This window comes from Massilia suwonensis (assembly GCF_042655665.1).
Taxonomy (GTDB): domain Bacteria; phylum Pseudomonadota; class Gammaproteobacteria; order Burkholderiales; family Burkholderiaceae_D; genus Telluria; species Telluria suwonensis.
On sequence record NZ_JBHSMR010000014.1, the window covers coordinates 251,154 to 265,825 of the forward strand.

16 protein-coding genes, 1 tRNA gene and 1 riboswitch are annotated in these 14,672 nt (G+C 66.4%); of the genes, 7 read left to right on the plus strand and 10 right to left on the minus strand.

What is annotated here, in order from left to right; all coding sequences use genetic code 11:
• Positions 1-7: 7 nt before the first annotated feature.
• The 10 genes from ACFPQ5_RS21440 to ACFPQ5_RS21485 all read right to left on the minus strand — a co-directional run bounded on the left by ACFPQ5_RS21440 (position 8) and on the right by ACFPQ5_RS21485 (position 9,330).
• On the minus strand, positions 8-2,689 hold the full coding sequence (locus ACFPQ5_RS21440; protein ID WP_379760616.1) for a bifunctional diguanylate cyclase/phosphodiesterase: 2,682 nt from the start codon (positions 2,687-2,689) through the stop codon (positions 8-10).
• 183 nt (positions 2,690-2,872) lie between these two features.
• Positions 2,873-2,948: transfer RNA gene (locus tag ACFPQ5_RS21445), tRNA-Lys, on the minus strand.
• A 72-nt stretch (positions 2,949-3,020) separates the two neighbouring features.
• Complete coding sequence (gene ybgF, locus ACFPQ5_RS21450) at positions 3,021-3,779, minus strand: tol-pal system protein YbgF (protein ID WP_379760619.1); 759 nt, start codon at positions 3,777-3,779, stop codon at positions 3,021-3,023.
• A 108-nt stretch (positions 3,780-3,887) separates the two neighbouring features.
• Positions 3,888-4,409, minus strand: a complete 522-nt coding sequence (pal, locus tag ACFPQ5_RS21455; protein ID WP_379760621.1) for a peptidoglycan-associated lipoprotein Pal — start codon at positions 4,407-4,409, stop codon at positions 3,888-3,890.
• A 43-nt stretch (positions 4,410-4,452) separates the two neighbouring features.
• The gene (gene tolB / locus ACFPQ5_RS21460; protein ID WP_379760623.1) at positions 4,453-5,718 is read right to left on the minus strand and encodes a Tol-Pal system beta propeller repeat protein TolB; all 1,266 of its coding nucleotides are present in this window, start codon (positions 5,716-5,718) and stop codon (positions 4,453-4,455) included.
• Positions 5,719-5,752: 34 nt separating this feature from the next.
• Positions 5,753-6,736: a cell envelope integrity protein TolA gene (tolA, locus tag ACFPQ5_RS21465; protein ID WP_379760625.1), complete on the minus strand. Its 984-nt coding sequence runs from the start codon at positions 6,734-6,736 to the stop codon at positions 5,753-5,755.
• Positions 6,737-6,739: 3 nt separating this feature from the next.
• Positions 6,740-7,171 carry a biopolymer transporter ExbD gene (locus tag ACFPQ5_RS21470; protein WP_379760627.1) on the minus strand — a complete coding sequence of 144 codons (432 nt, stop codon included), beginning with the start codon at positions 7,169-7,171 and terminating at the stop codon, positions 6,740-6,742.
• A 15-nt stretch (positions 7,172-7,186) separates the two neighbouring features.
• Positions 7,187-7,870, minus strand: coding sequence for a protein TolQ (tolQ, locus tag ACFPQ5_RS21475; protein WP_056339399.1), 684 nt, complete (start codon positions 7,868-7,870; stop codon positions 7,187-7,189).
• Between the two features lie 25 nt (positions 7,871-7,895).
• Entirely contained in the window at positions 7,896-8,300 is a 405-nt protein-coding gene (ybgC, locus tag ACFPQ5_RS21480) for a tol-pal system-associated acyl-CoA thioesterase (protein ID WP_379760629.1), read from the minus strand.
• 283 nt (positions 8,301-8,583) lie between these two features.
• Positions 8,584-9,330: an SDR family oxidoreductase gene (locus ACFPQ5_RS21485; RefSeq protein ID WP_379760631.1), complete on the minus strand. Its 747-nt coding sequence runs from the start codon at positions 9,328-9,330 to the stop codon at positions 8,584-8,586.
• Positions 9,331-9,462: 132 nt separating this feature from the next.
• A riboswitch (ZMP/ZTP riboswitch) is annotated at positions 9,463-9,564 on the plus strand.
• A 100-nt stretch (positions 9,565-9,664) separates the two neighbouring features.
• Here ACFPQ5_RS21485 and glyA point away from each other — a divergent pair.
• The 7 genes from glyA to ACFPQ5_RS21520 all read left to right on the plus strand — a co-directional run bounded on the left by glyA (position 9,665) and on the right by ACFPQ5_RS21520 (position 14,669).
• Positions 9,665-10,912, plus strand: coding sequence for a serine hydroxymethyltransferase (gene glyA / locus ACFPQ5_RS21490; protein ID WP_379760633.1), 1,248 nt, complete (start codon positions 9,665-9,667; stop codon positions 10,910-10,912).
• A gap of 108 nt (positions 10,913-11,020) precedes the next feature.
• The gene (gene nrdR, locus ACFPQ5_RS21495) at positions 11,021-11,479 is read left to right on the plus strand and encodes a transcriptional regulator NrdR (RefSeq protein WP_379760635.1); all 459 of its coding nucleotides are present in this window, start codon (positions 11,021-11,023) and stop codon (positions 11,477-11,479) included.
• Between the two features lie 115 nt (positions 11,480-11,594).
• The gene (pilV, locus tag ACFPQ5_RS21500) at positions 11,595-12,119 is read left to right on the plus strand and encodes a type IV pilus modification protein PilV (RefSeq protein ID WP_379760637.1); all 525 of its coding nucleotides are present in this window, start codon (positions 11,595-11,597) and stop codon (positions 12,117-12,119) included.
• Entirely contained in the window at positions 12,116-13,018 is a 903-nt protein-coding gene (locus tag ACFPQ5_RS21505) for a PilW family protein (protein ID WP_379760639.1), read from the plus strand. Before pilV ends, ACFPQ5_RS21505 begins: the two co-directional genes overlap by 4 nt.
• Positions 13,019-13,025: 7 nt before the next feature.
• Positions 13,026-13,661 (plus strand): pilus assembly protein, encoded by a 636-nt coding sequence (locus tag ACFPQ5_RS21510; protein WP_379760641.1) that lies wholly within the window; start codon positions 13,026-13,028, stop codon positions 13,659-13,661.
• 19 nt (positions 13,662-13,680) lie between these two features.
• Positions 13,681-14,115 carry a type IV pilin protein gene (locus tag ACFPQ5_RS21515; protein ID WP_379760643.1) on the plus strand — a complete coding sequence of 145 codons (435 nt, stop codon included), beginning with the start codon at positions 13,681-13,683 and terminating at the stop codon, positions 14,113-14,115.
• Complete coding sequence (locus ACFPQ5_RS21520; protein WP_379760645.1) at positions 14,112-14,669, plus strand: GspH/FimT family pseudopilin; 558 nt, start codon at positions 14,112-14,114, stop codon at positions 14,667-14,669. The genes ACFPQ5_RS21515 and ACFPQ5_RS21520 overlap by 4 nt, the downstream gene beginning before the upstream one ends.
• Positions 14,670-14,672: the final 3 nt, after the last annotated feature.

Below are 14,672 nucleotides of genomic sequence, written 5' to 3' on the forward strand. Positions count from 1 at the left end.
AGCCAGTTCAGGTAGCCGGGGCGGCCACCGCGCGGTTGCGCTCGACCAGCGCCGGCACCTGGCCGGCCTCGACCGGCCGGCTGAACAGGAAGCCCTGGTAGTCGTCGCAGGCCAGCGCGCGCAGGATCGCCAGCTGCTCCGCGGTCTCGACGCCTTCGGCCACGACCGACATCTTGAGGTTGCGCGCCAGGTTCAGGATCGAGCGCACGATGGCGGCGCTGTCCTCGTCGCGGCCGAGGTCGCGGATGAAGGCGCGGTCGATCTTCAGGCGCTGCACGGGGAAGCGCTTCAAAGCGGCCAGACTCGAGTAGCCGGTGCCGAAATCGTCGATCGACAGCTCGACCCCGAGCGCGCGGATCGCGTGCAGCAGGTCGTCGACCTCTCCTTCGCGCCGCATCAGGGCCGTTTCCGTGATCTCGAATTCGAGGCAGCGCGGATCGACGCCGGTCTCGAGGATGCAGCGCTGCATCATCGGCACCAGGTCTTTCTGGTCGAACTGGCGCGGCGACAGGTTCACCGCCACTTTCAGGCCGGCGCCGCCGGCGTTCCAGCGCGCCAGCTGGCGGCAGGTTTCCTGCAGCACCCAGGCGCCGATCGGCACGATGAGTCCAGTGCGTTCGGCCAGCGGGATGAAGCGCACCGGCGACACCTCGCCGAGCTCCGCGCTGTTCCAGCGCAGCAGCGCCTCGAAGCCGACGATACGTCCCGACTCCAGCGCCACCTTCGGCTGGTACACCATGCGCAGTTCGCCGCGCTCGAGGGCGCGCCGCAGCTGGGCCTCGACCGTGAGCCGCTCGTCGAGGTCGGCCTGCACGCTCTCGGAATAAAAATGGATGGTCTCGCCGTCGGCGCCGCTGCGGTTGCGCGCGCTCTCGGCGCGGCGGAACAATTCGTCCGCGCTTTGTCCGTCTTCGGGGAAGAGCGAGACGCCGACCCGCGGGCCGAGGAAGAACTCGCGGCCGTTGACGCTGAACGGGCTGGACAGGCGGCGGTGCAGGGCCTGCGCGAATTCTTCCAGCTCGCCGCGGCCATGGTGGGCATGCACCGCCAGCGCGAACTCGTTGCTCTTGATCCGCGCCACGCCGGCCGCGCGCGGCAGCTGCGACTGGAACAGCACGCCGATCTCGCGCAGCGCCGCCTCGCCCGCTTCGTGGCCGAGCAGGTCGCTGATCTCGTGCAGGCGCGCCAGCGACACCACCAGCGTGCCCAACCCCGTGCCCTTGGCGGCGGCGTCGGCCAGTTCGGCACCCAGCAGGTGGCGGAAGTGATTCCGGTTCGGCAGGCCGGTCGGGGCGTCGAAGTTCGCCAGGTAGGCCAGGTGCGCCTCGGCCCGTTCGCGCTCGGTGATGTCGGTCAGCAGGCTGACCAGCTGCACCTGGCCGGAGGCGTCCAGCAGCTGCGAGGTCTGCTGGATCACACTGCGGGCGTCGCCTGCGCCGTCGGCGAGCGTGGCCAGCGCCTCGTCGGTGCGGCCGGTGCCCAGCACCAGGGCGTAGCGCCGCTCGCGCTCGGCCGCCCCGGCCGGATCGAGCACCTCGGCCTCGAGGCGCCCACCCAGTTCGGCCGGCGTGCGTCCGACGAAGCGGGTAAAAGCCTCGTTCCAGACCACCAGCCGGCGTGCGCCGTCGAGCACCCAGATCGGGGTCCGCACCGCATTCAGGATCGCCGCCAGGTAGCCGGCGCTGCGCCCGGCCTGCGCTTCGCTCGCTTCCAGGCGCACGATCAGGGCCTGCTGGCGCCGGGTATCGCGCGCCACGCGCCAGGCCAGGAAGGCCAGCGCCAGGCAGACCAGGGTCAGCAGCGACACGGCCGTCCACAGCCGGCCATACCACGGCGCCAGCGCCACCGACTTGTTCATCCCGGTGATGATCACGAGCGGGTAATTGCCGACCGCGTCATAGCCATACAGCCGCGCCAGGCCGTCGACCGGGCTGATTGTTTCGAAGGCGCCGCGCGGGCTCGCCGGCAGATGCTGCTGGAACAGGGGCGTATGGAAGAACGAGCGCCCGATGTTCATCGGCAGGCTCGGGCCGCGCACCAGCATCGTGCCGTCGCGGTGCAGCAGGGTCACCGAGCCGCCTTCGCCCAGTTCCACCAGGCTGTAGATGCGCTCGAACTGTTCCGAGTCGACTTCGGCCAGCACCGAGCCGATGCGCCGTCCGGCGGCGTCGCGCAGGGGGCGCACGACTTCGATGATGCCGCGCCCGGTCGTGCGGTCGACGGCGGAGATGCCGATCCGCAGCGTGTCGCCGCGCACCAGGGCGCCGGTGGGCGCTGCCGGCGCGGGCCTGGCCGCGCCCGGCGGCGCACCGCTCGCCAGCAGGCGGCCGTCGAGCCCGAAGACATGGAGCCCCAGCAGGTATTCGCGCGCCGGCCCCCCTTCGTCGAAGTAGGCGAGCCTTTGCGGCTGCCCGTCCGGCGCCGGCCGGTAGCTGCGCCCGACCTGGCGCAGCGCCTGGTCGACGGCCTGGACCACGACCTGGGACTGGGCGGCAAAGGCGATCGCCAGGTTGCGCAGCGTGGTCTGCTGCTGGCGCATGGTGTCGCGGTAGCTGACGTGCAGCATCGCCGCGGTGCCCAGCACCAGGGTCAGGATCAGCAGCGCCGCGAGGCTGCCCAGCCGCAGCGGCGAATACAGGCCGGGCGACGGCGGTGCAGCGGGCAGCGGGGAGGGAGGGCGTTCGCTCATGGTGGATGCGTTGGTTGCGCGCGGACGACGGTGTCCGCGGCGCTCGTGTGCTGCAACCGGATTATGCATTAACGGCCGGCATCACGGCACATGGCTGGGCTCAGCAGGGAATGGGCGCGGCGCCGAAAACAAAAAAGGAGTCGACGATTGCTCGTGACTCCTTTGATGCTGCTGCTGAATTCGTGGTAGGCCGTGCGGGATTCGAACCTGCGACCAACGGATTAAAAGTCCGCTGCTCTACCAGCTGAGCTAACGACCCGAAAGAAGCAAGATTATAGGGCGCTGCCGCCGTGCTGTCAAACGTGCAGGCCGTGAATGTTGCAGCGCAGCTTTACTTCAGCGCGGCCAGGCGGTCCTTGGCGGACTGCGCGGCCTGCGATTCCGGGAACTTCGACACCAGCGTCTGCAGGGTCTTCTTGGCTTTCACTTTGTCCTTCAGCTCGGCGTAGCTGGTGGCGATGTTGAGCAGCGCGTCCGGGGCCTTGGCGCTGCTGGCGTAGGTGGTGGTCACGACTTCCTGGGCGGCGATGGCGTTCTTGTAGTCGCGCTGGGCGTAGTAGGCGTTGCCGAGCCAGTACTGGGCGTTGGCGGCGTAGGCCGATTCCGGATAGCGCTTGACGAAGTCCTGCAGGGCGCCTGCCGCGCGCTTGTAGTCGCCGGTCTTGAAGACTTCCATCGCGCCGTCGTAGGCCTGCTTCTCGGACGGCAGCACCTGGGCGCTTTCGCCGTCGATGGTCTCGGTGCGCGGCTCGAGCTTCTTGATGCGGGCGTCGAGGTCGGCGTACAGGGTGCGCTGGTTGTTCTGGGCCTTGCTGACCTCGTTGGCCAGCACTTCGACCTGGCCGCGCAGCTTGGCGATCTCGGACAGCAGCTGCTGGTTCTGGTTCAGCAGGTCGAGGGTGGCGTTCTTGTCGGCCTTGGCGTCGAGGCGGGTGGTGAGGTCGCGCGTGATATTGTCGACTTTCGCGCGCAGGTCGATGATCGCGCGGCGCGCTTCATCGTCGTCCAGGATGCCGGCGGAGGCCTGCAGCGGCAGCCAGGCGGCCAGCATCAGGCAGGCAAGACGGGACGGGGACAACAATTTAGGCATGTCGTGGCTCTTTCTTTACGAGTGATGCAATGGAAAACGGGGCGGTAGCAGTCTGCACTGCACCCGCCCCGCTGTCAATTCGCCGAGTCTTAAGACCCGATCAAACGATTACTGGTAGACGATGTCGGCGCGACGGTTTTCAGCCCAGGCGCTCTCGCCCGAACCGGTTGCCTTCGGCTTTTCTTCGCCCAGCGAGACGGCTTCCATCTGGCTTTCGGCCACGCCCTGGGTTGCCATCGCACGGCGCACGGCTTCGGCGCGCTTCTGGCCCAGGGCCAGGTTGTACTCGCTGCCGCCGCGATCGTCGGTGTTACCTTGGATCAGGATCTTGCGGCCCTTGTTCTGGTTCAGGTACTGCGAGTGGTTGGCAACCACTGGCTTGCCGTCTTCACGCACGACGTAGCTGTCGAAGTCGAAGTAGACGCTGCGGTTGGCCAGCACGCCTTTCGGGTCGTTCAGCGGATCGACGGTCGCGGTTTCGACCGGGCGGATGTCGCGCGCGTCGGCGGCTGCCGGCGGGGTCACTGGACGCTCTTCGACGGCCGGTGCGGCCACTGGGGCTGGCGATTTGCAGGCTGCGAGCAGGGCAGCGGTGGCGATGATGAAGGATACACTCTTAACGTTGCGCATGGTTTTTCTCCTGGTCTTGGGTTGGTGGTTTACTTCTTTACTATTACTTCATGAAGGGGCCCCAGCTGGGTTCCCGAATGTTTCCCGCTTTGGTGGACAAACGCTGCTTGACGCGGCCATCGGTCGATACGACGGCCAGCGAGACACGCCCGCCACCCTTGTTCGCATACATGATGTATTTGCCGTTCGGCGAAAAACTCGGTTCGGAGGCCCCATCGGCCAGGCGCAGTTCCTGGCCGCTTGCCAGGTCCTTCGCGTAAAGAGAGTAGCCACCGTCGCGCTGGGAGATCCAGGCCAGGGTCTTGCCGTCCGGAGACACGCGCGGGCTGATGTTGTAGTTGCCGTTGAAGGTGACGCGGGTGGCGTTGCCGCCTGCGACGCTCATTTTATAAATCTGCGGGCCGCCGCTGCGGTCGCTGGTGAAATAGATGCTCTGGCCGTCGGCCGAGAATTGCGGCTCGGTGTCGATGCCGCTGCTGTTCGACAGGCGGCGCAGGCCGGAACCGTCGGCGTTCACGATGTAGACCTGGTAGTTGCCCGACTTCGACAGGGCGATCGCCAGCTTGCTGCCGTCCGGCGACCAGGTCGGTGCCGAATTGCTGCCCTTTTCGTTGGCGATCACGCGGCGCTTGCCGGTGACCAGGTCCTGCATGTAGATGACCGGCTTGCGGTCTTCGAAGGAAACGTACGCGACCTTGCCGCCGTCCGGCGACCAGGACGGCGAGATGATCGGCTCCTTGCCGTGCACCGCGACGATCTCGTTCTCGCCGTCGGCGTCCGCCACGGCCAGCGCATAGCTGCGGCCGGCGCGGTTTTCCTTCACGTAGGCGATGCGGGTCGAGAAGATGCCGCGCACGCCGGTCAGCTTTTCATACACGTCGTCGGCGATGCGGTGGCCCTGCAGGCGGATGTACTTCGGCTGCACTTCGCCGCCCATCTGCGAAAGCTGGCTGCCCTTGACCGTATCGTAGAGTTTATAGCGCACGGCGAAGCGGCCGTCCGGCTGGCGCGCCACGCTGCCGACCACCAGCGCGTCGGCGCCGCGCGCCTTCCAGCTGCCGGCGTCCACGCTGGCGCTGTCGCTGATGACCTGGCCGGCGTTGATGACCTTGAAGACGCCGCTGCGCTCGAGGTCGGCGCGCACGATGGCCGAGACCTGGTCCGGGGCCAGGGATTCGTCGGCGAAGGCGGCGACCGCCACCGGGATCTGGTTGCTGCCGACGCCGGCGATTTCCACCTGGAGCTGGGCATTGGCCGCCGAGCCCATCAGGAGGGTGGCGCTGAATAACAGGTAATGAAGTTTTTTCATGCGTTCTTTTCTCGGTAAAGAGTAACTTGTTCGGTCAGTCCAAATCTTTCATGGAGAAATTGACCACGATAGTGCGCTCCACCGTACCATCTTTCTTCTTTGGAAGTGGTGACGATTTGTTAATGCCGCGCTCCACCGCATCGTCGAACTGCGGCACGCCGCTGCTCTTGGTCAGGCGCACCGACAGGATCTCGCCGGTCGGCAGCGTCTCGACCTTGAACACGGCTTTCGGATTGCCCGGCACGTCGGTGCTGCCCGTGAAGCTCGTATTGCTCTTGATGAGGGCGGTCAGCTTGGCCACGTACCCGGGATCGGATTTCGGCGCGCTCGACTTGGCCGCGCTGCCGGTGGTGCCGACGGCGCCCATCATGCGCTTGAGTTCCTCGTCGCGCATCTTGTCGAGCTTGGCCTGTTCGGCTTTCTCGGCCTTGGCCTTGGCGGCTTTCTCGGCAGCGACTTTTTTCTTCTCGGCTTCCGCTTTTTCGGCGGCGAGCTTCTTCTCGGCCTCGAGCTTCTTCTTCTCGAGTTCCTTCTTTTCCTGTTCCTGCTTCGCCAGTTCTTTTTTCTTCAGCTCTTCGCGTTCCTGCTTCTCGGCCAGTTCGCGCTCACGTTCTTTCTTTTCAAGCTGTTCGCGTTCGCGTTCGCGCTGCTTCTTCTGCTCGGCCAGTTTCTTTTCGCGTTCGAGATTGATGTCCGGCGGGGCCGGCTTGACCGGCTCCGGCTCCACGACCTTCGGCGCAGGCGGCGGCGTCGGGACAGGCTCGGGCTGCGGCTCGGGCTCGACCACTTCGGGCGGCGTCGGCGGCGGCAGCGCAGGGGCGGCGGCCGACTCGACTTTCATGTCCCACACCTCGGCCTCGACCGCGGGCGGTTCCGTGTTCTGCCAGCTGATGCCGATCCAGAGGAAGGCCAGCAGCAGGGCGTGCACGGCCAGCGCCAGCACGATCGCGCCGGTGCGGTTCGGTTCTGGCGGCACCGTGTACGGGGCGCCGATGGTGGCAGGCTTCGTTGCGGACATTGCTTATTTGGTTGCGAGACCGACGCGGTTGATCCCCAGTTTCTTCGATTCCGAAATCAGTTCGATCACGTCGGCGTACTTGCTGTCGCGGTCGCCCGCGATCATCACCGGATAGTCGGGATTGCTCTCGTGCAGTTCACGCAGGCGGCTCAAGAGGGCGGCGCGGTCCGGCATCGTTTCGGCGGCGACGGTTTCCTTGCCGCTGACGCCGATCGCCAGCGTGGCGTCGGGTTTCACGGTGATGTGGATGTAGGTGTCGGGCGGCAGCGCCGACTTCTCGGCATTCGGCAGGTTGACCACGTTCGGGGTCTCGTTGGCCGGCACCGCCATGAAGATGATGAGCAGCACCAGCATCACGTCGATGTAGGGCACGACGTTGATTTCGGATTTCAGTTTGCTGCGGCGTCCGCCGCGCATGCTGCTGGAAAAGGCCATGATCGATTCTCCGGATCAGCGCGACTGGCGCTGCAGGATGTTCGAGAATTCCTCGACGAAGCTCTCGAAGCGGGTCGCCAGGCGGTCGATGTCGTGCGTGAAGCGGTTGTAGGCGACCACGGCAGGAATCGCGGCGAACAGGCCGATCGCGGTGGCGATCAGTGCTTCGGCGATGCCGGGTGCAACCACTGCCAGGGTCGCTTGCTGGACGCTGGCCAGGCCGCGGAAGGCGTTCATGATGCCCCACACGGTGCCGAGCAGGCCGATGTAAGGGGAGACGGAACCGACCGAAGCCAGGAAGTTCAGGTGCAGGTCGAGGCCGTCGAGTTCGCGCTGGAAGGCGGCGCGCATGGCGCGGCGCGAGCCGTCGAGCACGGCGCCCATGTCGAGGGCGTCGCGCGAGGCTTGTTTGCCCTTGATGAATTCGCCCATGCCGGCTTCGAAGATGCGCGCCAGCGGACCGCTCTGGTCGCGCTGGGCCGAGGCCGACTGGTGCAGGGTATGCAGGTTGCCGCCGGCCCAGAAGCTGCGCTCGAACTGCTCGGTCTGGCGGCGCGCGGCGCGGATGGCGAACAGTTTGCGGAAGATGTATGACCAGCTGACCACGGACAGCACCAGCAGGAGCAGCATGATGAGCTGCACGATGAGGTGCGCATTGCTGATGAGGGCAAGGAAGGAGAGGTCGTGGGATGGGGTCATCTGTTATGCAATATTGTTGAATGAGTCAAGCGGCACGCATTTTATCAGCGACATCGCCGGGGAGCGAGCGCGGACGCATGGCGGCGAGGTCGACGCAGCCGACTTTCACCTGCGCTTCGACCAGCAGCAGGTCGCCAAGATACGCTTTCTGGGCGAACTGGACCGAGGCGCGGCCGAGCTTTTCGACCGTCAAGGTCAGGGTGATCTGGTCGTCCAGGCGGGCCGGCGCGTGGTAGTCGAGGTGGGCGCTTTTCACGACGAAGCCGGCGCCTTCACGCTCGAGCAAGGCTTGCTGGTCGACGCCGGCGGCGCGCAGCCACTCGGTGCGGGCACGCTCGAAGAACTTCAGGTAATTCGCGTAGAACACGATCCCGCCGGCGTCCGTATCTTCGTAATAAACCCGTACTGTCCAGGTGAAAGGCGCAGGCATTCTTATTTGCCAAAAATGATAAAAGGAAACATTTTACGCTATACGCGTGTATGTATGCTAGCGAACACACTGCCGCGGGTCAGCACGGCGGTGCGTTCGCTGGAAAATCCATGGAGCGCGGCGTAGTAGACGAGAGACAACGCTGTCAGGACAATAACTGTAACACTTTCTCACAATTATCGAAGTCGGGGCGCACGCTGTGCCGCAGGGTGGGCGCCCCGTGCCCACCAAGCGTATTGGCTGCGCGTCCATCGGTGGGCACGGGGCGCCCACCCTACGACTCTTACGCCCGCTTGATATTGAACGGCGCGAAGCCCTGGCAAGTCGGCATCATCTCGATGCTGTTGACGTTGATATGCGGCGGCAGGGACGCGATCCAGTAAGCGGTCTCGGCAATGTCCTTGGCCGTCAGCGGCGTCGTGCCTTCATAGACTTTCGCCGCCGCCTCGTCGTTGCCCTTGAAGCGCACGTTCGAAAACTCGGTGCCGCCGCACAGGCCGGGCGCCAGGTTGGTGGCGCGCACGCCGGTGCCGACCAGGTCGGCGCGCAGGTTCAGGGTGAACTGCTCGACGAAGGCCTTGGTGGCGCCATACACGTTGCCGCCCGGGTAAGGATAGTGGCCGGCCACCGAGCCCAGGTTGATCACCAGGCCGCTGCCGCGCTCGACCATGGCCGGGAGCAGGGCGCGCGTCATCGTCACCAGGCCCTTGCAATTGGTGGCGATCATGGTTTCCCAGTCGTCCAGCGGCGCTTCGTGGGCGGGCGCGGTGCCCAGCGCCAGGCCGGCGTTGTTGATCAGGACATCGATCTGGCGCCAGGATTGCGGCAGCATCGCCAGCGCTTCCTCGATCGATTTCTTGTCGGTCACGTCCATCTCGACCGGCAGCGCCGATTCGCCCAGTTCGGCCGCCAGCGCCTGCAGGCGTTCGATGCGGCGAGCGGCCATCACGACCTGGTGGCCGTTGCGGACGAAGGTGCGCGCCATTTCGGCGCCGAAGCCGGCGGAAGCGCCGGTGATGAAAACGATCATGGTGGATTCCTCGGGTGGCAGATGCTGCAAGATTGTAGCCGACAATCTTGCTTGAAGTTTCAAAGATGTTGCCAGCCTGGCAGGGCTTTCCTTGCCCTCAACGGGCACTTCACATACAATCCTGAGTCCATTTATGTCTCACATAACTGGCGAAACTCGCACCTCAAGTGCGGGAAAGGTGGGGTCCCACCGGGGAATGTGAGACTTCATCCGCCGTTCGCCTGGGCAGCCGACAATGGTTCGCGTGTATTGCAGCGCGGCCGGCTGCTTCTTGGGCCGCGCGCCGATCCGACACTGCTGTTGTCCGGTTCTCTTATCGATTGGAGTTTTGTTCATGTTTGCAAAAGATCACACGCTGGCCAAGGTTGACCCGGAACTGTGGGACGCCATTCAGAAGGAAAACACCCGTCAGCAAGATCACATCGAGCTGATCGCGTCCGAGAACTACACCTCGCCGGCCGTGATGGAAGCCCAGGGCTCCCAGCTGACGAACAAGTATGCCGAAGGCTATCCGGGCAAGCGCTATTACGGCGGCTGCGAATACGTCGACGTCGCCGAGCAGCTGGCGATCGACCGCCTGAAGGAACTGTTCGGCGCGGAAGCCGCCAACGTCCAGCCGAACTCGGGTTCGCAGGCGAACCAGGGCGTGTTCTTCGCCATGCTGAAGCCGGGCGACACCATCATGGGCATGTCGCTGGCCGAAGGCGGCCACCTGACCCACGGCATGGCGCTGAACATGTCGGGTAAATGGTTCAACGTCATCTCCTACGGCCTGACCGAGCAGGAAGACATCGATTACGAAGCCATGGAGCGCCTGGCGCGCGAGCACAAGCCGAAGATGATCATCGCCGGCGCCTCGGCCTTCGCGCTGCGCATCGACTTCGAGCGCTTCGCCCGCATCGCCAAGGAAGTCGGCGCCTACTTCATGGTCGACATGGCTCACTACGCCGGCCTGATCGCCGCGGGCGAATACCCGAACCCGGTGCCGCATGCCGACTTCGTCACCTCGACCACCCACAAATCGCTGCGCGGCCCGCGCGGCGGCATCATCCTGATGAAGGCCGAGTACGAGAAGCAGATCAATTCGGCGATCTTCCCTGGCATCCAGGGCGGTCCGCTGATGCACGTGATCGCCGGCAAGGCCGTCGCTTTCAAGGAAGCGCTGTCGCCCGAGTTCAAGGAGTACCAGCAGCAGGTGGTCAAGAACGCCGCCGCCCTGGCCAATACCCTGACCGAGCGCGGCCTGCGCATCGTCTCGGGCCGCACCGAGTCGCACGTGATGCTGGTGGACCTGCGCGCCAAAGGCCTGACTGGCAAGGAAGCGGAAGCGATCCTGGGCCAGGCACACATGACCTGCAACAAGAACGGCATCCCGAACGACCCGCAAAAGCCCTTCGTGACCTCGGGCATCCGCCTCGGCAGCCCGGCCTTCACCACCCGCGGCTTCAAGGAAGAAGACGCGGTCAAGGTCGGCCACCTGATCGCCGACGTGCTGGACAACCCGCACGACGCCGCGACCATCGAGCGCGTCAAGGCCGAAGTCAAGGTGCTGACCGACAAGTACCCGGTGTACGCGAAGTAAGCGGAAATCACCATTCAGTAGCAAACGTAGTAGAGTTCAGGAACGGCACCGGGTGTCCGGCTGCCGTTCCTTTGCATTAGCCAGCATCATTGAGTAACACCGGCGCCCATGAAATGTCCGTTTTGCCAGCATGAAGACACCCAGGTCCTCGATACGCGCGTATCCGAGGAAGGCGACGCCATCCGCCGCCGTCGCCGCTGCGTGCAATGCGACAAGCGCTTCACCACCTACGAACGCATCGAACTGTCGATGCCGATCATCGTCAAGAAAAACGGCAGCCGCACCGAATTTGCCAGCAGCAAGCTGCGCGGCAGTTTGATGCTGGCCCTGCGCAAGCGCCCGGTCCCGGCCGCGGCGATCGACGCCGCCGTCGCCTCGATCGAGGAAAAGCTGCTCACCAGCGGCCGCCGCGAAGTCGATACCGGCTATGTCGGCGAGCTCGTGATGCAGGAACTCAAGCGCCTGGACGAGATCGCGTACATCCGTTTTGCCTCCGTCTATAAAGACTTCAAGGACCTGGCCGAGTTCCAGCAGGCGCTCGTCGAAGTCGGCCATTCACGCAAATAAATCAAACGCTGTTGGGCCGCCCGCGCACGCTTGAGCGAGCGCAGGAGCACGCTCGGCCGCGCTGTTAACTTCTCGGTTCGCGCGAATTCCCGCGTTCGAATCGTGGAGGTGGTCCTTGCAGCGCTGGTCTCAGGGTGGCTTCACCCTCATCGAAGTCCTGGTTGCCTTATTCGTGCTGGCCCTCGGCGTGGCCGGTGCGGCCGGCACCCAGCTGTCGAGCGCGCGCCTGCGCCAGCAGGCGGCGCTCGAATCCGAGGCCGTGCAGCTGGCCGCTTCGCTTGGGGCGCGCATGCGCGTGAATGCGGCGCTGCCCGACGCATCCAATCCCTACCTCGGCTTCGACTACGATGCCGCCGGCGGCGCGCCTGATGCGCCGTCCGTCCAATGCTTCGGCACCGCCTGCGACCCCGCGCAGCTGGCCGCCTTCGACCTGTACGAGGCGGCGCGCATCGTGCATGGCGCCTTTCCGGGCGGGCGCATCGCCGTCTGCCGCGATGCGGGCGGCTGGAACGCGGCGCTGCAATCCTTCGAGTGGAACTGTTCCGGCGGCGCCGGGGCGCCGGTGGTCGTCAAGCTGGGCTGGCATATTCCGGGCGCATCCACGGCGGCACCTGTCGTCGTCATGGTGGTGTCGGCATGAAGGCGCGGCAAAGCGGTATGACCCTGGCCGAGCTGCTGGTCGCGCTGGCCGTCGGCCTCGGCGTGCTGCTGGCCGGCGCGGTCCTGATGGTCAGCGCCAACAAGGCCTATGTCGCTCACGAAGACGCGGCCGGCATCGATGACGGCGGACGCTATGCGCTGGCGCTGATCGGGCGCGCGGTGCGCCAGGGCGCCTTTGTCGACTGGGAACGCCACGGCCCGCCCGACAAGAACGCGCCGGCGCCGCTCGCGGGTCTCGACAGCCGCTCGCTCGTCAAGACCAGCTTCGGGATCGACGATCCGGTGACGAGCGCCGTCAACGGCAGCGACGTGCTGGCCGTGCGCTATGGCGGCGCCGGCGGTGCGCCCGATGGCGACGGCAGCGTGGTCGACTGCGCCGGTTTCACGGTGCACGAGGCGAAGGATGGCTGGAGCATCTTCTATGTCGCGCGCAATGGCGACGGCCTGGCCGAGCTGCGCTGCAAGTACAAGGGCGCGGCCAACTGGAGCGCCGACGCGGTGGTCGCCGGCGTCGACGGCTTCCAGGTGCTGTATGGGCTCGATACCGACACGCCGACCGACGGCATCCCGAATCGCTACGTCAACGCCAGCGCACTGGCCGCGCTCGACGCCGCGCTGGCGCCGGGCGAGCGCAATGAAAAGACGGCCTGGAAGCGCGTCGCCAGCGTGCAGGTGGCGCTGCTGCTGCACGGTGAGCAGGCATCGAGCGCGCCCGTGCAGCCGGATGCTTATGCGCTCTTCGGAGCGGCCTACGGCGCGGCGCAGGGGAGTGCGGATGCGGGCGTGCAGCTGACGCGTGCGGAGCTCGATGGCGGCCGTCCGGCGCCGGCGCGCCGCCTGTTCACGGCCGTGTACGCGGTCGGCGCACCCCAGCCCTGAGCCCGACATGAAGTTCGCTGAACAGGAGCGCGGCGCGGCGCTCGTCACCATGCTGTTCCTGATGCTGGCGCTGCTGATGATGTCCTTGTCAGGCACGCGCGCCGCGCTGGCCGGCGCCAAGTCGGCGCGCTACGAACGCGACCGCCAGGTAGCCCATGCGGCGGCCGAGGCGGCGCTCGTCGACGCCGAGCGCGACATCGACGGCGCGGCCGGCCCGGCGTCGCCGCGCACCGCGATTTTCACGGCGCTCGATGCGGATGCCTTCGATCAGCGCTGCAGCGGCCGTGCCGAGAAGACGGGCCTGTGCAAGCCGGCGGCGGGCGCCGCGCCGGCCTGGCAGGCGGCCGACCTGCAGGGCGAGGCCGGCGTCGAATACGGCCGCTTCAGCGGGCGGACGCTGCCGACGGGCAGCGGCAGCTTGCCTGCCGCGGCGCCGCGCTACCTGGTCGAACTGCTGCCCGCATCGCCGCCGACATCCGAGCCCCTGTTTCGCATCACCGCGCTCGGCGTCGGCGCCGATCCGGCCACGGTCGTCGTCCTGCAGAGCTACTACCGGCGCGCCGCCGGCACCGCGCCGGCCAGGCGCCTCGGCTGGCGCGAGATTGCCAACTGGCCCGCGCTGCACCGGGCCGCATCCAAGTGAACCAATCGAGGAGAAAACGATGTCCCGCGGTTTCACCCTGGTCGAAATGCTGCTCGTGCTGCTCATCCTCGCCATCCTGTCCAGCATCGCCTGGCCTGGCTATGCCGGCTATCTGACGAAGACGCGGCGCATGGAGGGCAAGGTCGCGCTGATCGGCGCGATGCAGCGCCAGGAGCAGCACCACGCGCTCCACCATACCTATGTCGCCTTTTCGCAGGCAGAGCCGGTGGCGGGGCTGCCCTGGTGGTCGGGCAACAGCGCCGCCACCAGTTTCTACGAGCTGGACGCCGAGGCCTGCCCCGGCAGCGAGCTGCGCGACTGCGTGCGGCTGCGCGCGCGTCCGGGGACGGCGAACGTCGACGCGCGCTTCACCGATCCCGAGTGCGGGATCCTGAGCCTGGATAGCCGCGGCGCGCAGGGCGCCAGCGGAACGTCAAGCCGCTGCTGGCCATGAAAGCGCCTTTGACCATGGCGCGTGGCTTCTCGCTGCCCGAACTGCTGACCGTCACCGCGATCGCCGCCGTCCTGCTGGGCGTGGCCGTGCCCGATTTGGCCGCGCTGCTGCGCGCCCAGCAGCTGCGCGCGGCCACCAACGACCTGTTCGGCGCGATCGGCCTGGCGCGGGCGCAGGCGATCGCGCGCAACGAGCAGGTCATCGTGCTGCCGCGCGACGCGGGCGGGGCCGACTGGCGCCAGGGCTGGACCGTGTTCGCCGACCGCGACGGCGACGGCCTGCCTGGCCCCGGCGACGACATCCTCGCCGTGCACGAGGCGCTGGCTGCCGGCTTCGGTGCCGACTTCTCCTTCACGAGTCCTGCAGCGCCGTATTACATCGCCTACAATGGCGCCGGACGCAGCTGCAGCACGAGCGGCGCGGCGCGCTGGGGCACGCTGTCGCTGTTTCATGGCGGCGCGGTCCGCCGGATCAAGATCAACATGCTGGGGCGGGCGCGTGCCTGCAACCCGGCGCGCGACACGAATTGCGACGGCGCGGAAGCGCCAGGCTAGGAC